Source organism: Henriciella marina DSM 19595 (assembly GCF_000376805.1).
In the GTDB taxonomy this organism is placed as follows: Bacteria; Pseudomonadota; Alphaproteobacteria; order Caulobacterales; family Hyphomonadaceae; genus Henriciella; species Henriciella marina.
Window position 1 is genome coordinate 2,606,077 of the sequence record NZ_AQXT01000002.1, and the last position, 22,877, is coordinate 2,628,953.

General features: G+C 60.0%; 25 protein-coding genes. 7 read left to right on the plus strand and 18 right to left on the minus strand.

The genetic code is table 11. The features are described 5' to 3' along the window. Nucleotides 1–10: 10 nt before the first annotated feature. Entirely contained in the window at nucleotides 11–763 is a 753-nt protein-coding gene (locus F550_RS0112965) for an SIR2 family NAD-dependent protein deacylase (protein ID WP_026180764.1), read from the plus strand. 59 nt (nucleotides 764–822) lie between these two features. Here F550_RS0112965 and F550_RS0112970 read toward each other — a convergent pair whose 3' ends face one another. The 5 genes from F550_RS0112970 to F550_RS0112990 form a co-directional block, all read right to left on the minus strand. After that, nucleotides 823–1,752 carry an electron transfer flavoprotein subunit alpha/FixB family protein gene (locus tag F550_RS0112970; RefSeq protein ID WP_018148999.1) on the minus strand — a complete coding sequence of 310 codons (930 nt, stop codon included), beginning with the start codon at nucleotides 1,750–1,752 and terminating at the stop codon, nucleotides 823–825. Continuing rightward, complete coding sequence (locus tag F550_RS0112975; protein ID WP_018149000.1) at nucleotides 1,752–2,498, minus strand: electron transfer flavoprotein subunit beta/FixA family protein; 747 nt, start codon at nucleotides 2,496–2,498, stop codon at nucleotides 1,752–1,754. The genes F550_RS0112970 and F550_RS0112975 overlap by 1 nt, the downstream gene beginning before the upstream one ends. A 156-nt stretch (nucleotides 2,499–2,654) precedes the next feature. After that, on the minus strand, nucleotides 2,655–2,909 hold the full coding sequence (locus F550_RS0112980; RefSeq protein ID WP_026180765.1) for a DUF3297 family protein: 255 nt from the start codon (nucleotides 2,907–2,909) through the stop codon (nucleotides 2,655–2,657). 135 nt (nucleotides 2,910–3,044) lie between these two features. Then, a complete protein-coding gene (locus F550_RS0112985; RefSeq protein ID WP_018149002.1) occupies nucleotides 3,045–3,617 on the minus strand; it encodes a cob(I)yrinic acid a,c-diamide adenosyltransferase in 573 nt (190 codons plus the stop codon). 33 nt (nucleotides 3,618–3,650) lie between these two features. Continuing rightward, nucleotides 3,651–3,854, minus strand: coding sequence for a twin transmembrane helix small protein (locus F550_RS0112990; RefSeq protein ID WP_018149003.1), 204 nt, complete (start codon nucleotides 3,852–3,854; stop codon nucleotides 3,651–3,653). 569 nt (nucleotides 3,855–4,423) lie between these two features. Between F550_RS0112990 and rpoH the strand changes: the two genes are divergently transcribed. From rpoH to F550_RS17840, 3 genes are all read left to right on the plus strand, one after another. Then, entirely contained in the window at nucleotides 4,424–5,311 is an 888-nt protein-coding gene (gene rpoH / locus F550_RS0113000; RefSeq protein ID WP_018149005.1) for an RNA polymerase sigma factor RpoH, read from the plus strand. Between the two features lie 76 nt (nucleotides 5,312–5,387). Continuing rightward, the gene (locus tag F550_RS0113005; RefSeq protein WP_018149006.1) at nucleotides 5,388–6,185 is read left to right on the plus strand and encodes a TrmH family RNA methyltransferase; all 798 of its coding nucleotides are present in this window, start codon (nucleotides 5,388–5,390) and stop codon (nucleotides 6,183–6,185) included. Nucleotides 6,186–6,282: 97 nt separating this feature from the next. Beyond that, nucleotides 6,283–6,594 (plus strand): RcnB family protein, encoded by a 312-nt coding sequence (locus tag F550_RS17840; protein ID WP_169332270.1) that lies wholly within the window; start codon nucleotides 6,283–6,285, stop codon nucleotides 6,592–6,594. Nucleotides 6,595–6,607: 13 nt separating this feature from the next. Here the strand turns inward: F550_RS17840 and F550_RS0113015 are convergent, their stop codons facing one another. From F550_RS0113015 to F550_RS0113040, 6 genes are all read right to left on the minus strand, one after another. Then, a complete protein-coding gene (locus F550_RS0113015; RefSeq protein WP_018149008.1) occupies nucleotides 6,608–7,903 on the minus strand; it encodes an adenylosuccinate synthase in 1,296 nt (431 codons plus the stop codon). A gap of 86 nt (nucleotides 7,904–7,989) precedes the next feature. Continuing rightward, nucleotides 7,990–9,456 carry a flavin-containing monooxygenase gene (locus tag F550_RS0113020; RefSeq protein WP_018149009.1) on the minus strand — a complete coding sequence of 489 codons (1,467 nt, stop codon included), beginning with the start codon at nucleotides 9,454–9,456 and terminating at the stop codon, nucleotides 7,990–7,992. Nucleotides 9,457–9,546: 90 nt separating this feature from the next. Next, on the minus strand, nucleotides 9,547–10,125 hold the full coding sequence (locus F550_RS0113025; protein ID WP_018149010.1) for an acyloxyacyl hydrolase: 579 nt from the start codon (nucleotides 10,123–10,125) through the stop codon (nucleotides 9,547–9,549). Nucleotides 10,126–10,222: 97 nt separating this feature from the next. Then, nucleotides 10,223–10,813 (minus strand): flavodoxin family protein, encoded by a 591-nt coding sequence (locus F550_RS0113030; RefSeq protein WP_018149011.1) that lies wholly within the window; start codon nucleotides 10,811–10,813, stop codon nucleotides 10,223–10,225. A 104-nt stretch (nucleotides 10,814–10,917) separates the two neighbouring features. Continuing rightward, the gene (gene serA / locus F550_RS0113035; RefSeq protein WP_018149012.1) at nucleotides 10,918–12,513 is read right to left on the minus strand and encodes a phosphoglycerate dehydrogenase; all 1,596 of its coding nucleotides are present in this window, start codon (nucleotides 12,511–12,513) and stop codon (nucleotides 10,918–10,920) included. 116 nt (nucleotides 12,514–12,629) lie between these two features. Then, a complete protein-coding gene (locus tag F550_RS0113040; protein ID WP_018149013.1) occupies nucleotides 12,630–13,802 on the minus strand; it encodes a phosphoserine transaminase in 1,173 nt (390 codons plus the stop codon). A gap of 184 nt (nucleotides 13,803–13,986) precedes the next feature. On the opposite strand from F550_RS0113040, the gene F550_RS17845 reads away from it, so the two are divergent. Beyond that, nucleotides 13,987–14,895: a DMT family transporter gene (locus F550_RS17845; RefSeq protein WP_018149014.1), complete on the plus strand. Its 909-nt coding sequence runs from the start codon at nucleotides 13,987–13,989 to the stop codon at nucleotides 14,893–14,895. Between the two features lie 72 nt (nucleotides 14,896–14,967). Further along, on the plus strand, nucleotides 14,968–15,807 hold the full coding sequence (locus F550_RS0113050) for a TauD/TfdA dioxygenase family protein (RefSeq protein ID WP_018149015.1): 840 nt from the start codon (nucleotides 14,968–14,970) through the stop codon (nucleotides 15,805–15,807). Here F550_RS0113050 and F550_RS17850 read toward each other — a convergent pair. The 3 genes from F550_RS17850 to F550_RS0113065 form a co-directional block, all read right to left on the minus strand. Continuing rightward, on the minus strand, nucleotides 15,804–16,400 hold the full coding sequence (locus F550_RS17850) for a DUF998 domain-containing protein (RefSeq protein ID WP_051076835.1): 597 nt from the start codon (nucleotides 16,398–16,400) through the stop codon (nucleotides 15,804–15,806). The genes F550_RS0113050 and F550_RS17850 overlap by 4 nt on opposite strands. 17 nt (nucleotides 16,401–16,417) lie before the next feature. Then, nucleotides 16,418–17,248 (minus strand): PhzF family phenazine biosynthesis protein, encoded by an 831-nt coding sequence (locus F550_RS0113060; RefSeq protein WP_018149017.1) that lies wholly within the window; start codon nucleotides 17,246–17,248, stop codon nucleotides 16,418–16,420. A gap of 105 nt (nucleotides 17,249–17,353) precedes the next feature. Further along, entirely contained in the window at nucleotides 17,354–18,151 is a 798-nt protein-coding gene (locus F550_RS0113065) for a phytanoyl-CoA dioxygenase family protein (RefSeq protein WP_018149018.1), read from the minus strand. 161 nt (nucleotides 18,152–18,312) lie between these two features. On the opposite strand from F550_RS0113065, the gene F550_RS0113070 reads away from it, so the two are divergent. Then, the gene (locus tag F550_RS0113070; RefSeq protein ID WP_018149019.1) at nucleotides 18,313–18,762 is read left to right on the plus strand and encodes a DMT family transporter; all 450 of its coding nucleotides are present in this window, start codon (nucleotides 18,313–18,315) and stop codon (nucleotides 18,760–18,762) included. On the opposite strand, the gene F550_RS0113075 is transcribed toward F550_RS0113070, so the two are convergent. Genes F550_RS0113075 through ftsH form a run of 4 tightly spaced genes read right to left on the minus strand, consistent with a single transcriptional unit; the run spans nucleotide 18,759 to nucleotide 22,864 of the window. Further along, the gene (locus F550_RS0113075; RefSeq protein ID WP_018149020.1) at nucleotides 18,759–19,457 is read right to left on the minus strand and encodes a peptidoglycan DD-metalloendopeptidase family protein; all 699 of its coding nucleotides are present in this window, start codon (nucleotides 19,455–19,457) and stop codon (nucleotides 18,759–18,761) included. The genes F550_RS0113070 and F550_RS0113075 overlap by 4 nt on opposite strands. Then, on the minus strand, nucleotides 19,447–20,274 hold the full coding sequence (gene thiD, locus F550_RS0113080) for a bifunctional hydroxymethylpyrimidine kinase/phosphomethylpyrimidine kinase (RefSeq protein WP_040501101.1): 828 nt from the start codon (nucleotides 20,272–20,274) through the stop codon (nucleotides 19,447–19,449). Before thiD ends, F550_RS0113075 begins: the two co-directional genes overlap by 11 nt. Before the next feature lie 57 nt (nucleotides 20,275–20,331). Then, nucleotides 20,332–20,910, minus strand: coding sequence for a hypothetical protein (locus F550_RS0113085; RefSeq protein WP_040501102.1), 579 nt, complete (start codon nucleotides 20,908–20,910; stop codon nucleotides 20,332–20,334). A gap of 52 nt (nucleotides 20,911–20,962) precedes the next feature. After that, nucleotides 20,963–22,864, minus strand: a complete 1,902-nt coding sequence (gene ftsH / locus F550_RS0113090; RefSeq protein WP_018149023.1) for an ATP-dependent zinc metalloprotease FtsH — start codon at nucleotides 22,862–22,864, stop codon at nucleotides 20,963–20,965. Nucleotides 22,865–22,877 lie beyond the last annotated feature (13 nt).

Here is a 22,877-nt window from a genome sequence, read left to right on the forward strand (position 1 = left end):
AGATCACCTCATGAGCACAGCTAAATCCCTCGCGGAGATGATCCGCGCCGCCGACCGCGTCCTTGTCTTTACAGGCGCAGGTATCTCGACAGAAAGTGGCATCCCCGACTTCAGAAGCCCGGGCGGTGTCTGGTCGAAAATGAAGCCTATCTATTATCAGGACTTCGTGTCTGACCGTGATGCGCGGCGCGAAGCCTGGAACCGCGTCTTCAACCGCACGGCAGGCTGGGTCGGCGCGAGCCCGAACACGGGGCACCTCGCGATCGCCGAACTGGTAAAGCAGGGCAAGGTGAGCGCCGTCGTTACCCAGAATGTAGATAATCTGCATCAGGATTCAGGCGTGCCCGACGACAAGGTGATCGAGATCCACGGGAATGCCTCCTACGCCAAATGCCTTGAATGCGGGATGCGCCATGAATTCGATGAGCTGCGCGCACCTTGGGAAACTGATGAAGAGCTTGTCTGCGCGTCCTGCGCGGGGCTTCTGAAGACGGCGACAATCTCGTTCGGGCAGGCTATGCCTGAAGACAAGATGGCGCGCGCGATAGCAGAGGCAGAATCCTGCGACCTCTGTATCGTGCTTGGGTCTTCGCTGGTGGTCTATCCGGCGTCAGGCATTCCGGTAATGGCGGCACGGGCAGGGGCCCGTCTCGTCATCGTCAACCGGGAGCCGACCGACCTTGACCCCTATGCCAGCCTCGTCCTCAACACCGAGATCGGTGCGTTGATGGATGAGGTCATGCAGGAACTTGAAACCGCATAGAAAAAGCCCCGGACGCAAAACGCCCGGGGCTCTTCATTTTTGTCTGCTCGTCTTGCGACCTAGAGCGCGTCCGTGAGTTCAGGGACGGCGGTGAAGAGGTCGGCGACCAGGCCGTAATCGGCAACCTGGAAGATCGGGGCCTCTTCATCCTTGTTGATCGCAACGATGATCTTGGAGTCCTTCATGCCAGCAAGGTGCTGGATGGCGCCAGAGATACCGACGGCGATGTAGAGCTCAGGCGCGACGATCTTGCCGGTCTGGCCGACCTGATAGTCGTTCGGCGCATAGCCTGCATCGACAGCGGCGCGGGAGGCGCCGATACCGGCACCGAGCTTGTCAGCCAGCGGGATCATCAGCCGGTCGAACTCTTCCTTCGAGCCAAGTGCGCGGCCGCCGGACACGATCGTCTTGGCGGAGGTGAGCTCCGGACGGTCGGACTGGACGATACGCTCTTCGACAAAGGCCGACTTGAACGGGCCAGCTGGCGCGTCAACGGTCTCAACCGAGGCGGAGCCGCCTTCACCAGCCGCATCGAACGACGTACCGCGAACGGTGACGACCTTCTTTGCGTCAGACGATTTGACCGTCATCATTGCGTTGCCCGCATAGATCGGACGTTCGAACGTGTCGGCGTCGATCACGCCGGAGATGTCGGAAATCTGCATCACGTCGAGCTTTGCTGCGACGCGCGGGGTGCAGTTCTTGCCCATGGTCGTGGCAGGCGCGAAGAATGCGTCATATCCATCCATAAGCGGAACGATCAGGGCTTCCATTGCTTCAGCCAGCTGCTTTTCGAAAGCGTCGCCATCGACATGGAGAACCTTGCGGACACCATCAATCTTGCTGGCCGCTTCGGCGATGCCGCCGGCGCCCTTGCCGGCAACCAGAATGTCGATGTCCCCGCCCATCGCCTTGGCGGCCGTAACCGTCTTGTGCGTGGCGTCGGAGAGCGTCTCATTATCGTGATCAGCGAGTACAAGAACAGCCATTACACCGCTCCTTTCGATTTCAGTTTGGAGACGAGTTCAGCAACGTCCTCAACCTTCTCACCGGCTTCACGCTCTGGCGGCTCGGTGACTTTCACGACGCTGAGACGGGCCGCTGTGTCGACACCATAGTCTGCCGGTGTCTTCTCATCGATCGGCTTCTTCTTCGCCTTCATGATGTTTGGCAAAGAGGCGTAACGTGGCTCGTTGAGCCGCAGATCGGTCGTGACGATTGCCGGGGTCTGCAGCGCGAGCGTCTGAAGACCGCCATCGACCTCACGGGTGACCGTGATCTTGCCGTCTTCGATCACGACCTCGGAGGCGAACGTGCCTTGCGGCCAGTCGAGCAGAGCGCCGAGCATCTGACCGGTCTGATTGGAGTCGTCGTCGATTGCCTGCTTGCCGAGAATGACAAGGTCAGGGCTCTCTTCGCCGACGATCTTCTGAAGGATCTTGGCGACGGCGAGCGGCTCAACCATGTCGTCGGTCTTCACCAGGATGCCGCGATCAGCGCCCATGGCGAGCGCCGTGCGCAGGGTTTCCTGGGCCTGCTGGGGCCCTACGGAAACCACGACGACCTCCTCGACCACGCCTTTTTCTTTCAGGCGAACGGCCTCTTCGACGGAAATCTCGTCGAACGGGTTCATGGACATTTTCACGTTGGCAAGGTCAACGCCGCTCTGGTCAGACTTTACGCGGACCTTCACATTGTAGTCGATGACCCGCTTTACGGGTACGAGCACCTTCATCGGCTGGCTCCTGTTTTATGCCTGTTAAACTCGTGATGACCTAGAGAAGGCAGGTGCAACAATCAAGCGCGGCTCCCGCGTCAAGGTCATTTCGCCGCTGCAAGCAATTGTTGCGGCGGCATTCAGTGACAAGAAAGGCCCGGCGATCAGGCCCGGCTATTCTTGCGTCTTTTCGGTGTCCTCGAACCAAACCTCGACAGGTCCTTTGAGCGTCAGCGTCAAGGGATTGCCCTTACGGTCGAGTGATTTGCCGGCGGCGACTTTGATCCAGCCTTCCGAGAGGCAGTATTCTACGACGTTCGTCCGCTCCTGATCCTTGAAGCGCACGCCAATGCCGCGCTGGATGAGGTCTGCGTCATAATAGCGGCTGCGAGGGTTCAGGCTCAGCCTGTCTGGCGGTGTATATGTCATGGAGGTTTCAATGCCTTCGAACGGGATCAAGCTCAACCCGTGAAATGCAAGCAGCCGTTTCTCCCGGGGGCCTCCCGATTGCCAGCCAGGACAAGCCGCGATCGATATGCAATGAAGAAAAACAGGGTGTCCCGGCTAGCGGTTCTCGCCCGGCTTCCATTTGATGTCGCTCTTGCCGTTTTCATTTGCGGCCCGCGAGGCGACGAAAAGCCAATCTGATAACCTGTTTATGAAGGCGAGCGCGTCCGGGCTCACTTTTTCGCTCTCGTCGCTTGCGACACGGGCAACATCACGTTCGGCGCGCCGGCAAATCGTCCGGCAGACATGGAGATGCGCTGACAGAGCGCTCCCGCCCGGCAGGACGAAGCTATCAAGCGGAGCGATGTTCGCATTCATCTCGTCGATTTCCGTCTCAAGACGGGTCGTCTGCGCGGCGACGACCCGCAAAGGCTCCCAGCCGAGAGGTTTGTCGCGTTCCGGTGTGGCGAGATCTGCGCCAAGATCGAACAGGTCATTCTGTATCCTGCGAAGCCGGTTTGCCATGGCATCATCTGCGTGAAGGACCGCGACCCCAAGCGCGGCATTGACTTCATCGACACTGCCATAGGCGGTGACACGCGCGTTCCACTTTTCAACAGGCTCACCGGTCGCAAGGCGTGTTGTGCCGCCATCGCCTGTGCGGGTGTAGATCTTGTCCAGTTTCACCATGATTAGCCGTCTCCCTGCCAAATTTAGGTAAGCCTAGCTGAATACACCTGCCGCAAGCGCCACGGCACAGAGGAGTGCAATTGCGATGGCTTGCACCAGCACGCGCAGCCGCATCAGCTTGTTGGACCGGCTCGCCTGCCCATTATCGGACCGGGCGAGATTGGTGATACCTAGCACCAGCACCACCACCAGGGCGGCGATGGTGATATAGAAAGCGACCATCAGGATATTTGTCATCGAACTTCCCTTCTGCCTGAGTATCTAGGCGCGCAGGGACGTAAAGTCATGCCCGCATGGATGCGCTGCCTCGACGCAGCCGGAATTGGCAGGATGAAAATAATTTCACCTTGCCGGGATATTGCCGACAACTCGGCCGAGGCGCATCTTCATAATTACCGAGACATTTCGTCCCGGTGTTTGTGGGCACAAATCAATTGCCCAGTTTTGAAAGCCACGCGCGATGACCTCGCAAAATTCCAAACCAGGACAAAAGCCAGGCGCCAAACCAGCTGGCAAGCCAAGCAAGCCTGCCGCACCGGGCAAGCCAAAGGCGAAATAGGCCGGTCTCTGACCGCTATCGAGACCCGGATGCCGCCACCGCATCCGGGTCTTTTAAGTTGTCCCGGGCTCTTTTTGCTCTTCCAAATTTCAGCCTTACTCCCCATTTATGCTGTAGCGCGATAACGCAAATGCGCTTGAGGGGGAGAGACGCTGCCGCAAGTCGGGGCTACAAGCTTTCTCCAGAACCGATACGGAACTGATGCCGCACTCAAGGGTCAGTACCTGTAGACACGGAGAAAAGGCAGATGGCTGCTAAAACATCGATTGCGCTGAGCCCTGAACAGGGTCTGAGCCGCTATCTTACCGAAATTCGCAAATTTCCCATGCTGGAGAAGCAGCAGGAATTCATGCTCGCCAAACGCTGGCAGGCGCATGAAGACACTGATGCTGCCGAGCAAATGGTGACGTCCCACCTGCGCCTGGTCGCGAAAATCGCTATGGGCTACCGCGGGTATGGCCTGCCCATGGCGGAGGTGATTTCCGAAGGGAATGTCGGCCTTATGCAGGCGGTCAAGAAATTTGACCCTGACAAGGGCTTCCGCCTTGCCACCTACGCCATGTGGTGGATTCGCGCTGCCATTCAGGAATACATCCTGCGCAGCTGGAGCCTTGTGAAGCTTGGCACCACGGCTGCCCAAAAAAAGCTCTTCTTCAATCTTCGCCGGATCAAAGGTGAGATCAGCGCGCTCGATAGCGGCGATCTAAATCCCGATCAGGTTCGCGTCATCGCTGAACGGCTGAACGTGCCCGAAAAAGATGTGCGCAGCATGAATGGCCGCATGAGCGGCTCTGATGCCTCGCTCAACGCGCCGATGGGCCAGGAAGGCGACATGGAGTGGCAGGACTGGCTCACAGATGATGAGCCGGGGCAGGCAGATAACTACGCCAACCGTCAGGAGTTCGATAGCCGCATGGAGCTTCTTCAGGAAGCCATGGGGGATCTCTCCGAGCGCGAGCAGCACATTCTGCAGGAGCGCCGCCTGACTGATGATCCTAAGACGCTGGAGCAGCTTTCAGAAGTCTACAACGTCTCCCGTGAGCGTATCCGCCAGATCGAGGTCCGCGCCTTCGAGAAGATTCAGAAGGCGATGAAACGTATGGCGAAAGAACAGGGCCTGCCCGCAGGCGCCTGACATGCTCCCATTAGAATTTTAGGCGCCCGGCTGGTTGGGCTGGCCGGGCGTTTTCGTTTGTGGGAGACAGGCGCTCATGACCCTTGTTCCCATAAGCGACGCCGATGACCTGCGTATCGCGCCCTACACCTCAATCAGGGAGCGCGACCTCACAGGGCGCGGCGATGGGCGGTTTATTGTCGAGGGAAAAGTGACGCTGGACATTCTTCTGTCGCGCTCCCGCTTCGTGATCGAAAGTGTTTTCATTGGCGAATCCCGGCTGGAGCCACTGAGCGATATGCTCGCGCGCGTACCCGATGATGTACCGGTCTATGTCGCGCCTCAGATGATTATGGATGAGGTGGCAGGTTTTCCGATCCATCGCGGCGTGCTTGCCTGCGCGCGCAAGGGCGATCCGGTGCGCATGGACCAGCTGCTCCAGGCGGACACGCTGCTCGTCCTCAATGGCGTTTCCAATCACGACAATGTGGGCGCGGCGTTCAGGAACGCAGCGGCTTTCGGTGCGGGCGGTGTCCTCCTCGATGAGGGCAGCTGCGACCCGCTCTACAGAAAATCGATACGCGTCTCAGCGGGGGCGGCGCTCTGGCTACCTTTCCTTCATGAAGAATGCGGCGAGGATCACCTCTCGATGCTCACACAAGCCGGGTTCGATGTCTGGGCGATGACGCCGCGCGACGATGCAGAAATCCTCCACAATCTCGTGCCAGGATGCAAGACGGCCATCCTTCTGGGTCCCGAAGGGCCAGGCCTTGAGGCCGGTCTCATCGACAGCGCGCGACCCGTCCGGATTGCGATGAGCGATGGCTTCGACAGCATCAATGTGGCGACCGCGGGCGCCATCGCGCTCGCTCATCTGCATTCCAGCAAGAGCTGAGCCCGTCCAGTAGATGTCGTGACTAGTCACCGGGCCTGTGGGCGCGCCGGAACTGCTTGATGGGGCAAGCCGTTCTTGATTCGAAATGGAGTCACAGATGCTGAAAACGACACTGCTCACAGGCATGGTGCTTGGGCTGGCCGCAACAGGCCAGGCAGGTCCACCTGCATCGTATGATGACCCTGAAGCCTTTCGCGAGTCCTCGACCGGTGGCGACACGCAACCGGCCAGCTTTGACGGGGGCGAGTATCTGCCCGTGGAGTATCGCGGTGACATACTCAAGAACTGGGAAGACGCTGGCCTGAACGAACCCGAAGAAGAGTTCGAATGGGTTCGCGTCAATGACCGGGCCTATCTGATCAACCTCACCAGTGGCTTTATAAAAGACACGGCGAGCTTGCCAGACTGAGTGTTCCTGGTCGCTAGACGCGCTCGAACGGATCGCGCATCAGGATCACATCCTCGCGTTCAGGTGAGGTCGAAACAAGCGCGCAGGGTTTGCCCACGAGTTCTTCCAGTCGGCGGACATATTTGACTGCTTCGGCTGGCAGGTCGCTCCAGCTTCGCGCGCCCTTGGTGGTTTCCTTCCACCCGGGCATGCTCTCATAAACAGGTTCGACGGCGGCCTGGTCGGTCATCCCGGCAGGGTAGTGATCGATTGTCTCGCCATTGAGCTTGTAAGCGACACACACCTTGATTTCATCAAATCCGTCGAGAACATCGAGCTTGGTCAGGGCAAGGCCATTGACGCCGGAGGTCGCGCAGGCCTGGCGCACCATAACGCTGTCAAACCAGCCGCAGCGCCGCGTACGCCCCGTATTAACGCCGATCTCGCGGCCAATTGTGCCGAGACGCTCGCCGATTTCATTGTCCTGTTCGGTGGGAAATGGGCCAGACCCGACGCGGGTCGTGTAGGCTTTTGCAAGCCCGAGAACGTAGGAAATGGCGCCCGGGCCGACGCCTGAGCCAGCTGACGCATTTCCTGCGACGACATTTGATGACGTCACAAACGGATAGGTGCCGTGGTCTACGTCGAGCATGACGCCCTGTGCGCCTTCGAAAAGAATGCGTTTGTCGGCGCGCACCTGTTCGTCCAGCACTTTCCAGACGGGCTGGGCATAGGACAGGATCTCCGGCGCGATTTTGAGAAGCTCTGCCTTGAGCGCGGCGCCGTCCGGTTCTGGCAGGCCTACGCCAGCACGCAGCGGCCGGTGATGCGCCAGAAGCCGCTCGATCTTGAGGTCGAGCGCCGCAGGATCGGCTAGATCGGCCACGCGGATCGCCCGGCGACCGACACGGTCTTCATAGGCAGGGCCGATGCCGCGCTTCGTGGTGCCAATCTGGGCCGCGCCGAGCGCGCCTTCGCGGGCCGCATCGATGTCTTTGTGCCACGGCAGGATGAGGGAGGCATTGTCTGCCAGAACCAGCGTTTCCGGCGTCACCTCGACGCCCTGCTCACGGATGCCCTTGATCTCTTCCAGCATGTGCCAGGGGTCGACCACGACGCCATTGCCGATGACCGAGAGCTTGCCGCCGCGGACGAGGCCCGAGGGCAGGAGCGCAAGTTTGAACGTCTTGTCGCTGATAACCAGCGTATGGCCAGCATTATGACCACCCTGGAAACGCACAACCGTATCGGCCCGGCTCGAAAGCCAGTCCACGATCTTGCCCTTGCCTTCATCGCCCCACTGGGCACCGACGACCACCACACCTGCCATGTCCGGAAGCTCCTGATTGATCCGCTCGCCACTGAAAGGTTTTGAGACCGGATTTCAAGTGTGGAGGTGCCGTGTCCTCAAAAAGGTCAGACGAGATCGTAATCCTCGACCTTTACCTCTTCGACTTCCCTGGCGTAGTCGCGCGTATGGGAAGACCAGTTCTGGGTGATGAGACCGTCTTCGGTCTTGTACCAGGAATTACAGGCTGGATCGGCCCAGACCGTTTTCTGAAGGTCTGCCTGGATGCGCTTGTTCCAGGCATCCTGCGCAGATTTCTTGGGCATCATGGCGCTCACGGACCGGGCATCCATCGTCTCGATGGCTTTCATCATATACTCGACCTGACGCTCCAGCATGAAGGTGATCGAGTTATGTCCGAGATTTGTGTTCGGGCCGTAGAGCACAAAGAGGTTCGGAAAGCCTGATACGGTGACACCGGCATAGGCAGATGGACGTTCGGCCCAGACATCGTTGAGGCGTTTGTCTTCGACGCCCTCAACATCGACAGTCCATTTCCACTCGGTCGTCTCAAAACCGGTCGCGAAGATCAGGACATGGAAATCGCGATGGGTGCCATCTGGTGTCGTGACCCCACTTGCGTCGATGCTGGTCGGCGCCTCCGTGACAAGCTCGACATTATCTCGCTGCAAGGCCGGGAAATAATCATCTGAGATCAAAATCCGCCGACAGCCAACTGGATAGTCAGGGGTCAGCTTTTTTCTGAGGTCAGGGTCGGGGACCTGCGCATTCAGGTGGTTCGTCGCAATGGCGGTATATGCTGCGCGCCCCGCCTCGGTCCACTCAAACACCTGCCAGAAGAAATGATCGGCGTTGTCATACATGAGCTGACGGCCGCGCGCGCCAAGGTCCATGGCCGTTTCTGGCTGGGTAAACATGAGCGCCTGTTCCTCAGGCGTCACCGGGACATCACGGCGGGGGACAACCCAGTTCGGTGTACGCTGGAAGACGGTGAGGTGGCCTGCGGTCTTGGCGATTTCCGGAATGATCTGTACGGCGCTCGCGGCAGAGCCGATGACGCCAACTCGCTTGCCTTCGAAGGACACCGAATGGTCCCAGCGCGCCGAATGCATCATGGCGCCTTCGAATTTGTCGAGGCCATCAATATCGGGCCAGTTCGGCCGGTTCAGCTGACCGAGCGCGCCCACCAGTATGTCACCTGTAAAGGTCGTGCCGCTTTCGGTTTTTACCGTCCAGTTCCTGGCAGTCTCATCCCAGACGGCGCTGATCGCCTCATCGCCGAGATGCATGCTGGGGCCAAGCTGGTAGCGTTCTGCGATTTCCTCGGCATAGGCCTGAATCTCAGGGCCCTGCGGAAAGGTTCGCGTCCAGTTGATGCTTTGCGCGAAGGATAGCTGATAGAGGGCGACAGGCACGTCGCAGGCGCAACCTGGATAGGAGTTTTCGTACCAGGTGCCACCGACCTTGGGGTTGCGGTCGATCAGGTCGAAGGTGTGCCCGTCTTCCTGAAGCTTGATAGCTGCGGTCAGCCCGCCAAGGCCCGAACCGATAATGATGGCATGTTTCTTGGCCATGCAATCCTCCCTGGAATGCTGTTCTTCCGGGGAGGATTCGCCTTATCTGGCGCTATTGCAAGGCTGACGACGGGTAACCCGCCAAAGGGTCTATTGGCCGAAGCGCCAGTAGCCACGCACGCCAATATTGTCGACGCCCTGATTACGTCCGTCGCCCAGAATCTGGCCGTGGGAGAGGTGCTCGTACTGAAACTGAACGCCCCAGTTTTCGCCAATATCACGGTTGAGGGCGAGGCCGGTGCGGAAAAGATCGTCAGATCCGAAGTAGATATTGTTCTGCGCAAAGGCATCACTGCGTGGATCGCCTTGCGGGAACGGGCTCTCGTTCGCGCCGTCATGGATCACATAGCCAAGGCTTGGCTCCAGCGACCACCCCGTCGCGAAATCCCAGTTCCAGAGCAGGCCGAAGCCGCCGAAATTCGTGTTTCCAGCCGTGTTGTAGGAGGCGACGATGTAGGGGCGCGGGCTAGCGATGTAGCGGAAGATGTCCGGACCTGCGAAGACGAGTTCACCCTCGATATTCGGCCCATCTTCCTTGTCGGCATTCTTGCAGTCAGAAATACAGACATTGTGCTGCATCACGCCGATGCGGGCTTCTTCGATAAACTGGGCGCTTGCTGGTGCGGCGAGCGCGGTCGTGCCAAGCGCGAGGGCTATCAGGCGTTTCATGGGCAGGTCCCCTTCAAAAGAATATGCCTGCCCAGAAAGTGCCGGGCAGGCATGAGGTCAAGCTATTTCGAGGATTGGGGTGTCGAAGTGGCTCGTCCTATGACTTCCCTGCAACCCAGCGCCGCGTGATCTCGGCAATCCGTTTGCCGAAGTCTTCTGACGTCTGGAGATCTGCGGCGTCAGGGGTTTCTTCGGCCGGCAGATCGGTCAGCGACTGCGTCCCAAGACCGATCATGTGACCGGCGCGGTTCCAGGCGCCCGCATAGTCGCTCTTGCTCGTGTTGAAGCCGGGAAAAGCGCCGTAATTGGCCCAGATCATGCCGTGCTGCCCGGCCAGGATCATGAATTCCTGCAGGGTGTTGAGCTTGTCGCCAGCGAGTGAGCCGGAATTGGTGAACCCGGCCGCGATCTTGTCGCGCCAGCCGCCATTCATCCAGATCTTTGAGGAGGCTTCTGAGAACTTCTTAAAGACGGCAGAGCTGGAGCCCATATAGGTCGGCGATCCGAAGATGATGCCGTCAGCCGCAGTCAGTGTGTCCCATGGGCCGCTCTCAGTGTTGGCGAGGTCGTCCGCTTTCAGGACATCGACTTCAACGCCGGCGACGCTGCGCGCACCTTTGGCGACATGGTCCGCAACCTTTGCCGTGTGGCCGTAGCCAGAATGATAGACAATGGCGAGTTTGGTCATCTCGTATCTCCGTTTTCGTCTCATGATTACGATAGCAGAGATAGGGGGCCTGTCCCGAATTCCATCTTCGGGACAGGCATAGGACTTATGGCGCTCGCGAACCCCTAGAAGTGAAGTACCTTCGCGTAGCGCACATGGGGAAGGGCATCGAGCTTGTCGGTCATTTCCTTAGACGGTTCACTGTCAATACCGATGAGGGCAATAGCCTCGCCGCCGTCTTCCTGGCGGCCAAGGTGGAAAGTCGCGATGTTGATGTTCGCTTCGCCAAGCATCGCGCCAAGGGCACCGATGAAGCCTGGCTTGTCCAGATTGTTGACGTAGAGCGTGATGGGAGAGAATGCGCCCTCAAGCGGCATGCCTTTCACCTCAACCACGCGCGGACGGCCTGCAGAGACCGTCCCGGCGAGCGAGCGCCAGCCGCTCTCATCGGAATTGGCCGTCTTCGGCACCTTCACTTTGATGCGGATCAGGCTGTCATAGACCGGGCTGTCCTCAGTCTTGGTCTCGGAGTATTTGATGCCGGATTCAGCGAGGATCGCCGGAGCGGACACCATGTTCACATCGCCGCGAGAGGCGCGCAGCAAGCCTGCGAGGGCCGCGGCCGTAATTGGCTTGCGGTTGAGCTCTGCGACGTCGCCCTCATACTCGATGATGACTTCCTCAAATCCATGATCGGAGATCTGCCCGGCGAACTGGCCGAGTTTCTCCGCCAGCGCGACGAAGGGCTTGAGGCGCGGGGCCTCGTCGGCGGTAACAGACGGCATGTTGAGGGCATTGGTCACCGCGCCGGTGAGAAGGTAATCGCTCATCTGTTCGGCAACCTGAAGCGCGACGTTTTCCTGCGCCTCGACCGTGGCGGCGCCAAGGTGGGGCGTTGCGACGAAGTTCTTCGTTCCAAAGAGCGGGTTTTCCTTGGCTGGCTCTTCGGCGAAAACGTCGAAGGCGGCAGCATAGATATGCCCGCTTTCGAGCAGGTCTTTGGTCGCCGCTTCGTCGACAAGGCCGCCCCGCGCGCAATTGACGAGGATGAGGCCCGGCTTGGTCTTCTCCAGTGCTTCGCGCGACAGGATATTGCGCGTCTGGTCGGTCAGCGGCGTGTGCAGGGTGATGACGTCGGCGCGCGCGAGGAGAGTGTCGAGGTCGACCTTCTCCACGCCCAGTTCTATCGCGCGCTCCTCGGTAAGGAACGGGTCGTACGCAACGACTTTCATAAGAAGGCCCTTGGCGCGCTCCGCGACGCGTGAGCCGATATTGCCGGATCCGATGAGGCCCAGCGTCTTGTAGGAGAGCTCGACGCCGACGAAGTTCTTCTTCGGCCACTTGCCCACCTGCGTGCCCGCATCGGCAGCCGGGATCTGGCGGGCCGCGGCGAACATCATGGCAATGGCGTGCTCGGCGGTGGTCACAGCGTTGCCGAAAGGCGTATTCATGACGACGACGCCCTTGGCGGTCGCGGCCTTGATGTCGATATTGTCGACCCCGATCCCGGCCCGGCCAATGACTTTGAGGTTGCTGGCGGCGGCAATGACGTCTGCATCCGGCTTGCAGGCAGAGCGCACGGCAAGGCCGTCATACTGATCGACAATGGCAATCAGCTCGTCTTTGGAGAGGCCGACCTTGATGTCGGTCTCGATGCCGCGATTGGTGAAGATATCGACGGCGGCCTGGCTGAGATCATCAGCAATTAGGACTTTAGGCATGGGTTTGATCCTGGTGTGAGCCCGGTCATCCCCGCGAAGGCAGGGATCCGAGGCAAATAGGGAAAAAGCGAGTTGCACGAGACCCCCGTCTTCGCGGGGGAGATCGGCTTTAAGACTCAGGCGTCGTGAAGCTCTTCAGCGACGGTTGCGAACGCCCAGTCGAGCCAGGGCAGAAGCTTTTCGACATCCGAGGGCTCTACGGTCGAGCCGACCCAGATTCGAAGTCCGGGAGGCGCCTTGTTGTAGGCGTTGAAGTCGAAAGCCACGCCTTCTTTCTCAAGCAGGGTAACAAGCTTTTTGACGAACGCTTCCTGACCTGCCGTATCGAGCTTCGCCACGCGCGGATCGGCGATACGGAAGGTCACGCCCGTATTCGAGCGTACTTCCGGATCGGCGCACAGGAATTCGATCCAGTCGGTCTTTGCCGTCCAGTCTTCGAGAATCTTGAGGCTCTTGTCCGAGCGCGCCTTGAGGCCAGACAGCCCGCCTTCGTTCTCGGCCCAGTCGAGGGCAGCGAGATAGTCTTCGACACAGAGCATGGACGGGGTGTTGATCGTCGCGCCTTCGAAAAGCGCCTCATTGAGCTTGCCGCCGCTCGTCATGCGGAAAACCTTCGGCAGCGGGCGGTCTGGCGTGTAGTTCTCGAGACGCTTCACAGCGTTGGGGCTGAGGATCAGCATCCCGTGAGCCGCCTCGCCGCCGAGCACTTTCTGCCAGCTATAGGTGATGACATCGAGCTTCTCGAACGGGATGTCCTGCGCGAAGACCGCAGATGTGGCGTCGCAGATGACGACACGGTCAGCGTTCGGCTTGATCCAGCTATGGTCATCGACACGAACGCCAGATGTCGTGCCGTTCCAGGTGAAAACGATATCGGCGTCATCGCGGGCTTTGTCGAAGTCGGGCAGGACGCCGTAATCGCCGACATGGATTTTGCAGTCATCCAGCTTCAGCTGCTTCTGCGCATCCGTGACCCAGTCCTTGCCGAAGCTTTCCCAGGCGAAGATATCGACCGGCCGGCGGCCGAGCATCGACCACATGCACATCTCGACCGCGCCCGTGTCAGACGCAGGAACGATGGCGACGCGGTAGTCATCTGGAAGCTTCAGGATCGCCTTGGTTCGGTCGATCGCTTCTTTCAGCTTTGCCTTCGCATCCTTGGATCGGTGCGAGCGGCCAAAGGCAGCGTCTTCAAGTTGTGAAAGGGAAAATCCGGGACGTTTGGCCGTTGGGCCCGACGAAAAATGCGGGCAGTCCGGACGGACCTCCGGTTTGGGGGTAGTGGTCATCTGTTTTACTCCTATCCTCACAGATAGGCTGGCCCTCGTTGGGGAAGGCTGGCCCGCAGCCCTTATGGCAGACTTGTGCGCTGCCGCATAGGCCCGCATTTGTGATAATGACGTGACCCGGAGGCTTGCCGCGCTGGCGCAGGAGTGCAAGTGCGGTAGGGCATCATTGACCGGGCCCGCTTCCATGCAAACCAGACGCACCCTTGGAGACTGGGGGCTTTTTCTCCTCCTCTCGGCCTGCTGGGCCAGTGCCTTTGCGATGACAAAGATTGTTGTGGGCACGCTTCCGGCGAGCGTGATCATTCCGGGCCGGCTCATTACGGCTGCCCTGCTTCTATGGATTGTCATGCTGATGCGCGGCGAACGGCTGCCCCCCTTCTCAGACCGCTCGTCGTGGCTTGCCATTATCGGGATGGGGACGGTCGGCACAGCCCTGCCCTTCTATCTGATTACCATAGGCCAGAAGACGATCGACTCCTCGCTGGCCGCCCTTCTTATTTCCGGCGCGCCCTTGTTCACGGCGGTTCTGGCGCACTTCTATTTTCAGGATGAGCGGTTCACGCCTTTCAAGATTGTGGGCCTGGTGACAGGGTTCGCCGGCGTCGCCGTACTTCTCGGCCCCGATGCCATGGACGGCCTTGGCAACGTCGATCTCGTCGCCCAACTGCTCGTTCTCGGCGGCGCGTTCTGCTATGCGGTCAATAGCATCATCGCGCGCCAGTCCCCGCGCCTGCCTCCGATCGTGCTGCCTGTTGGTTTTTTGACGGTCGCGTCGATTGCGTCCCTCCCGATGCTGATCTGGACAGACTGGCAAAGCGTCGAACCAGATACGGCGAGCCTTCTCTGCATCCTCGGGCTTGGGGCGGTGTCGACCGGGCTGGCGGGGATCATCCTCATGCATCTCGTTGCTCGTACCAGTGCGACTTTCATTGCGCTGACCGGATACGTGATCCCGATCATGTCTGCGGTGCTCGGCTATCTTCTCTTCAGGGAAACGCAAAGCTGGACCGCCATCATGGCTTTCATCCTCATCCTTGCGGGCGTCTGGTTCTCGCAGCGCCAGAGACGCCGACGCGCAGGCGTTACTGCCTGATCTTCCGGGGTGGGCCAGTCTCTGCTAGTTTCGCCGTAAAGCGGCCCAAGACCGCTCTCAGGAGGAAGCCAGATGTCCAGTATCGAAGTCAGACCCATATCCGGTGCGCTTGGCGCAGAGATCGCTGGCGTCGATCTTTCAGGCGACCTTTCCAATGAAGCGTTCGACAAGGTCCATCAGGCCTTCCTCGATCATCATGTCATATTCTTCAGGGATCAGCAGAGCCTTACGCCAGAACGACACAAGGCTTTTGGCCGCCGCTTCGGGACGCTGAACGTTCACCCCTATGTAAAAGGTATGGAGGGCCATCCCGAAATCCTCGAAATCATCAAGGAGCCGGACGAGAAAACGAATTTCGGCGGCGGCTGGCATACGGATATGTCATTCCTGGAGGAGCCGGCGCTCGGCTCCATCCTGCATGCAATAGAAGTCCCGCCCTACGGCGGCGACACGCTCTGGGCGAACCAGCATATGGCGTATGACGCGCTGTCTGACGGGCTAAAACAGACACTGCAGGGGCTGACCGCGATCCATTCGGCCGGGCGCGAATATGGCCCAAAAGGCCAGTCGGCGCTGAACCGTAAATCCATGAACACAAAGCAGGCAGATGACGCGCCTGAGTTTGAGCATCCTGTCGTGCGCACCCATCCTGAGACCGGCCGCAAGGGTCTCTATGTGAACCCCGCCTTTACGCTTCGCTTCAAAGGCTGGACCCGCCGCGAGAGCCGTCCGCTGCTCAATTATCTGTTCGATCATGCGCGCCAGGAGCAGTTCACCTGCCGGTTCCGCTGGGAGGCTGGATCCGTTGCTTTCTGGGATAATCGCTCGACCTGGCATTTCGCACTGAACGATTATGCTGGCCATCGCCGCCATATGCGCCGGGTTACTGTCGATGGAAACAGGCCATTCTAGCTGTCAGTTAGAAGACGTGTGCCGTGAAATCCGAGGAGCCAGGCTACAAGACTGACCGCGGCTAGCCGCTCCACGAGACCTATAATCTCATTCGAGACCCCGAATGTTGCAGCCCCTGCGGCAAGGAAGATGAACGCCGCCAGCGCCGTCGCCCACCTGAAAAATGGTTTGTCCCGACCATGCGTCCAGGCAAGCAATGCAAGCGCTATGGATATTGAAAAGCCTATCGCGCCAACCACCCAATAGTGAATGAGCGGACCGTCCGGGTTGGACTCGGAATACGCTTCGTAGAGTGAGATCAGGACGATCAGGGGTCCTGCCAGGGCGAGCAGGCCCGCGGCGACACCGTTCTGCCAATTGTGGGTCTCGGTCCGCCAGACATTGAGACCTGTCAGAGCGATGGCCAGCGCCACCAGACAGAGGCCGATGTCCTGCGCAAGATCAAAGTCGCCTGCCGCAAGATCGCTGATGGTTGAGGTCAAGAGGCTCTGCTTGTTGAGGAAAACCGCCATGATGAGATCTGTCGCGACAGAAATGAAGCAGGCCACAATCGCGTAGATGTGGATGAGGCGGCTGGACACAGGAATTCTCATGATTGGGGCGTGGGCCTTCAGGCCTCCTGCTGCGGTAGGGTAAAGCTGCCCTCGATGACGGTAACGGCCGCGCCGCGCAGTTTGACGCGATCACCCGCAAGCTCAATCTGGATGCGCGCCCCCCGGCCCGGATAGGCCTGATAGCAATCAAGCGGGCGTTTGAGGCGCGGCCCCATGATGGCGGCAATCATGCAGTGCCAGCTGCCTGTTGCCGGATCCTCGTCAATGCCGCTGCCGGGCGCAAAAAACCGGCTGGTCAGATCGACATCACCAGCGCCACCGGGCGCAACGCAGCCAAAATTGCCGCGCTCCCAGCTACCGCCAACGCCGAGTTGCTTGAGTTCGGCAAGGTCTGGTTCAAGCGCCTCGATATCCTCTGGGGTTGCAAAGACGGCGCCGTAGAAAGGCCCGCCCCAAGCCTCAAGCGGCCAGGCCCCAAGGGCGGCGGCGACCTCTTCGGTAATTTCGATCTGGCTGACGCCAGGGGCCGGGAAATCCATTTCGTAACGACCGGGCGCTGTCTGTTTGACCATCAGCTTTCCCGACTGAACCGTCTCGAAGGTAATCTCTTCGCCGTCAAAGCCCATATGCTGGTAGATCGCATGCGCCGAGGCGAGCGTCGCATGTCCGCAGAGCGGGACCTCGACCATCGGCGTAAACCAGCGCAGGGCAAAGGTTCCGGGCGATTTCTCGATGATGAAAGCGGTCTCTGCCACATTGTTCTCAGCGGCGATCGCCTGAAGCGTCTCGTCGGGCAGAAACGCCTCGAGCGGCATGATGCAGGCCTGATTGCCTTCGAATGGCTGGGTCGCAAAAGCGTCGATCTGATAGAAAGGTATGACCGTCATGTGTCGCTCCTGATGCGCGAGGCTTTCAGCACGACGTAAAGCGTGTGGCGCGGTCCGACAAACCAGACTTTCTAAGGTGTGGTTGAGGAGGCCTGCGCCAGCCGGTCAGGCGAGTTCAAGAAAGCTGTCATGGCGAAACGGGTCACCGGGGGAAAGTGACTTCATTGCGGGCACGATCACCCCGCCGCCAAAGGGCCGTCTCGCAAAGACGGCATCGTCGCCAAAAAAGCGCAGGGACAGCGTCCTGCGGACCGTGCCTGCTGGCGTGGGGGCGCCGCCATGCATGATGGCCGGGTGAAAGACGACGACATCCCCGGGCTCAACGCCGAAGGAGACAATCTCATGGCGCTCCCGCTCGGCCTCATAAGGCGGGATACGCGGCAGGTCCGCGCTCGGATAGAGCGGCTTCGTCTCATCGTCCGGATCGAAGGCAGACCCATTGTAGAGCGTCCCCTTGTGAGAGCCGCGGATAAATTCGAGAGACCGATCGGCAGGGATGGCTTCAAATGAAATCCAGAACACGGCGATGTCGTCGCCTTCTATGGCGAGATAGGGCAGGTCCTGATGCCATGGCGTCCGGCCAACCCCGTTTGCACCGTCCTTGCGAAAGACCTGCTCATACATGAACCAGCAATTCTGGGCGTCCCAGAGCGCCTTGCACGCCTTCGAGAATGGGGCCGCGCGCAGGAAATCCTCATAGACAGCAGGCGCCTTGGGGTTCACCAGATCCTGCTTTGCGCCGTCGCGGCCAGGCAGCAGGTCACCAGCAGCCGGGCCGGGATTGTCCAAGGACCACTCAAACAGTTTCAGGGCGGCTGCCACTTCATCCTGATTTAGAAAGCCCGGCAGCAACGTGACGCCATCGGTCTGAAAGGCGCGGCGCTGGGTTTCCGAAATGAGCATACTGTCCTCCCGTCCGGGCCCGCTCGTTGGCCGCCCCTTCTGATAAATATCAGTCTCTCTTATTGCGGACGCTGCGAAAACCCTGCCGTCGCGTCGGGCGGGCTGGTCATGAGAAAGCGAAGCCGTCACTATAAGGGCGGTTACGGCGAAAGGACTGAAAGATGAGCTGGGGACAGGCGCTTGTCGGGCTCGGCGTAATCTGCGGCGCATTGATGGCAGCTCAAGGCGCGATCAATGGACGCCTTGCCACCGGGGTCGGTGGGCCGGTGCAGGCGGCGCTCATTTCCTTTGCTGTCGGTACGCTTGTCCTGCTCGCGGCCAATGTCGCTATGGGCAACCGCTTCTCGCTAGGGGGCGAAGCGGTGACCCTGCCCTGGTGGGTGTGGGTGGGCGGCCTGCTTGGCGCGATCGGCGTTGGGTCGGCTGCCTTGGCGGTTCCCAGGGTCGGTGTCGCGGCATGGGTCGCCGCTTTCATTGCCGGTCAGCTCGCTGCCGCTGTCCTCTACGACCAGTTCGGCGCGTTCGGGCAGGCCGTCCGTCCCGCTACGCCGCTGCGGCTTCTGGGCATCGGCTTTCTCGTGCTCGGCGTGTATCTGGTCCGCCGTTTCTAGGCGTCAGGCACCAATCCTAGTAACGGGCGCGGATCAGGGCAGAGGGTCAGCCAGTGGGCTGCATCAGACTTGGCGCAGACACCCGGAAAGTCGCCGTTGCGCTCCATCAGGTCGAGGATGACCTGAAAGTGAAGATGTGGGGCCCAGCCGCCATTCACCTTCTTCGCGCCGAGGGTCGCGAGCAGGTCTCCAGAGCGGATGGTTTCGCCAGGTTTCAGCTGATCGAGAACCGGAAGGGCGAGATGGCCGTAGAGCGTATAGAAAGCCAGCCCCGCTTCCGGCCTGTGCTCAAGGATCAGGGTCGGGCCGTAATCCTTGGCATTGTCATTTAGCTGCAGGCTGTGAACACGGCCATCAAGCGGCGCGCGAACGGGCGTGCCAGCCGGTGCAAAGACATCGAGGCCCAGATGGATCGTGCGGGCTTCCTGGGCGGGCGAGTTGAAAATAGGCGTATCGTAGATCGCCCGGTCCTCTCCATAGCCGCCATGCAGGACCTCTCCCTCAGGCGGTACCCAGTCGACCGGCAAGTCCTCCCACCCGCGCATCGCCAGCCCAGGCGCGTCCAGCTCGATTGTCGCGTCCTGTCGCAGGCCGTCGATCAGCGGCCGACCGCCATGGCCGGCTGAAGCGAGCCAGCGGTCATAGCCGGCGCGAAGATCGGCAAGGTCCGCTGGAAATTCCGCCCTAACGCTCATCAATTTCGTCCAGCTGCCAGCCATGATGGACGGGCCCGTGGCCGCGGCCAAATCCCTTGGCCTCATTGATCGCGCGGTGAAGATAATCGCGGGCTGTCTCGACCGATGCGTCTGGCGTGTTGCCCAGCGCAATCCGCGCAGCGATGGCGCTGGCCAGCGTGCAGCCAGTGCCATGGGTGGAGTCGGTCTGGATTCGTTCGCTTTCAAATATCCATTCGCCCTGTTCGGTCTGCAACACGTCAATGACCGGGGAGCCGGGAATGTGGCCGCCCTTGACGAGTGCGCTCTTGGCGCCGCGCTTGAGCAGCGCTTCTGCGGCGCGCCTCTGGCCGTTCACGCCGTCCACGGATTTGCCGGTCAGGATTTCCGCCTCTGGCGCATTGGGCGTGATGAGAACGGCGTTTGGAATGAGCAGCGAAGAAATGCTTTCGACGGCGCGCCTGTCGATCAACCGGTCGCCGGATGTTGCGACCATGACGGGGTCGATGATGCGCGGGATCGTCTTTGCCATATCGTCCAGCGTCTCGGCGACATGCTCGACGAGGTCAGCGCGCCCGAGCATGCCTGTCTTGATCGCGTCTGCGCCAATGTCACTCAGGCAGACTTTCATTTGGGAGATGACGGTCTCGATCGGAACGGGGTGCACATCATGTACACCGGTCGTGTCCTGAACCGTGATCGCCGTGACGGCGGTCATGGCATAGCCGCCCATGGCCATGATGGCCTTGATGTCTGCCTGGATGCCAGCGCCGCCACCGGAGTCCGAACCCGCGATGACGAGGACGCGGCCCGCCGGGTCGTTGTTTTCTGATGTCATGGCAATGAGATAGACATTCAGCACCGCCTCGAAAAGCGGCGTTTCACCGCGCGTGCGTTACTGGGTGTCGGTTGGCGGTTCGACAGGCGTCGACAGGTCGAACTCAAGCCGGAAAAACCGTTCCGGCCGCTTCAGCTCGTAAGCAAACATGTCATCATCGGGGTGGATTTCCATCGCCCAGACATTTGGTTTCGATTCCGGAATTTCCTGCTCGTCGAAAAGCGTCTTCGTGCGGTCGTCCGCAGGAAATTCCTGACGGGTTGCGTTTGAGCCGGCGGCCGACTTGCCGCCGTACATGGTGACCGCGTCTGGTGTGCCGTCTTCGTGCGTGTGCTGATGACGAAGGGCGATCAGCCCGTCATCGCCAAGCGCCAGAAGCCATTCGCGCGACTGGTCCTCGCCAACATACACCGGGATACGAACGCCCGTATCACTGCAGAAATCGAAGTTCGCGATGATGGTTTCTGTTTTCCAGTCATCATCCAGCGGATCATCGCTGACAACGCGGCCCTCATAGGCCTGTCCGCAATAAGGGCTGAGTTGTGCCATGAATTCCGCGCCCTCGACGTCTGGCGACGACGGCTGACAGGCAGAAAGAACAAGCGCGGAAACGAGAAGTGCAGATCTTAAAAGCATGGGGCGCAGCCTAATCAGACCGCGCCCCATGGCAAACGAAATTTTGAACGGATCAGGCAGGTTCCGGTTCGCCGCCTGCTTCGTCACCACCGAGATTCTTCCGGCGCTTGCCGGTCACCGGGACCGCAGAGGCGGGGCCCTGTGGCTCATCGGGTTCTTCCGGGCGTGTTGGCGGCTTGCCGTTGAGGAGGTCGGTGATCTCGTCGCCCGTCAGCGTCTCATACTCAAGCAGGGCTTCGGCAATCGCGACCCACTGATCGCGGTGCTCCGTCATGATGCGCGCTGCTTCATCCTTGCCGGTCTGGATCAGCTTGCGAACTTCTTCCTCGATCCGCTTCGATGTCTCTTCGGAGACATGGGTCGGACGCGAATAAGGGTCGCTATTGTCTGAATAATCGACCGGGCCGATTTCGTCGGAAAGCCCAAAGCTCGTTACCATGGCCCGTGCGATCCGGGTTGCCATCTGGATATCCGAGGAGGCTCCGGATGTGACTTGGTCTTCGCCAAAGGCAAGCTCTTCGGCGACGCGGCCGCCCATCAGAATTGCCAGACGGGACGTCATTTCCTGACGGGTCTGCGAGTACTTGTCGTCCTCCGGCAGTTGCATGACCATGCCGAGCGCACGGCCGCGCGGAATGATCGTCGCTTTATGGACAGGGTCAGTGGACGGCATCTTGATGCCGACGATGGCATGGCCAGCCTCGTGATAGGCCGTCAGGCGTTTTTCCTTGTCCGACATGACCATGGAGCGCTTTTCAGGCCCCATCAGGACCTTGTCCTTGGCGTCTTCGAACTCGACCATGGAGACAACCCGTTTGTTTCGGCGCGCCGCAAGCAGAGCTGCCTCATTCACGAGATTGGCCAGGTCGGCACCAGAAAAACCGGGTGTGCCGCGCGCGATAACCTTCGGGTTTACATCTTTTGCCAGCGGCACATTGCGCATGTGGACTTTCAGGATGCGCTCGCGGCCGAGAATGTCCGGATTGCCGACCGTGACCTGCCGGTCAAAGCGGCCTGGACGCAGAAGCGCCGGATCCAGAACGTCAGGGCGGTTGGTCGCGGCGATGATGATGATGCCTTCATTGGCTTCAAACCCGTCCATCTCGACCAGAAGCTGGTTCAGCGTCTGCTCACGCTCGTCATTGCCGCCGCCAATGCCAGCACCGCGCGAGCGGCCAACGGCATCGATTTCGTCGATGAAGATGATGCAGGGGGCATTGCGCTTGGCCTGCTCGAACATGTCGCGCACGCGGCTTGCACCGACGCCAACGAACATTTCGACAAAGTCAGAACCGGAAATCGTGAAGAAGGGCACGCCAGCTTCACCTGCAACGGCGCGGGCGATAAGCGTCTTACCCGTACCTGGAGGGCCAATAAGAAGCGCACCCTTGGGGATCTTGCCACCCAGCCGCTGGAACTTGGACGGATCACGCAGGAACTCGACCACTTCCTCAAGCTCTTCCTTGGCTTCATCGACACCGGCGACATCGTCGAACGTCACGCGGCCATGCTTTTCGGTCAGCATACGGGCCCGCGACTTGCCGAAGCTCATCGCGCCGCGACCACCGCCGCCGCCCTGCATCTGACGCATCAGGAAGAGGAAGAGACCGAGGATAAGAACCAGTGGCAGAAGATTGAGAAGAAGACCGCCAAAGCTGAACCCGCTTTCGGCGTCCTCGTTCACGGTCACGCCCTGATCGGCAAACCAGGTCGAGACCTCTATATTCGTTGGAAGCTTTTCAGCGTAATAGGTCGCCCCGCCTGTCGCCTCTGCCGTGATTCGATCATTGGTCACGGTGACTTCAGCGAGCTGGCCATCTGTTGCCATCTGACGAAGTTCGGAGATCGGCACTTTCTCGGCGTTCGCCGCCACAGATGAGCCTTGCATGGCGATCATCATGGCCACGACCAGCGCAGCGATCAGCCCCCAGACAGCGAGATTACGCATGTTCATAATTTGGTCCCGT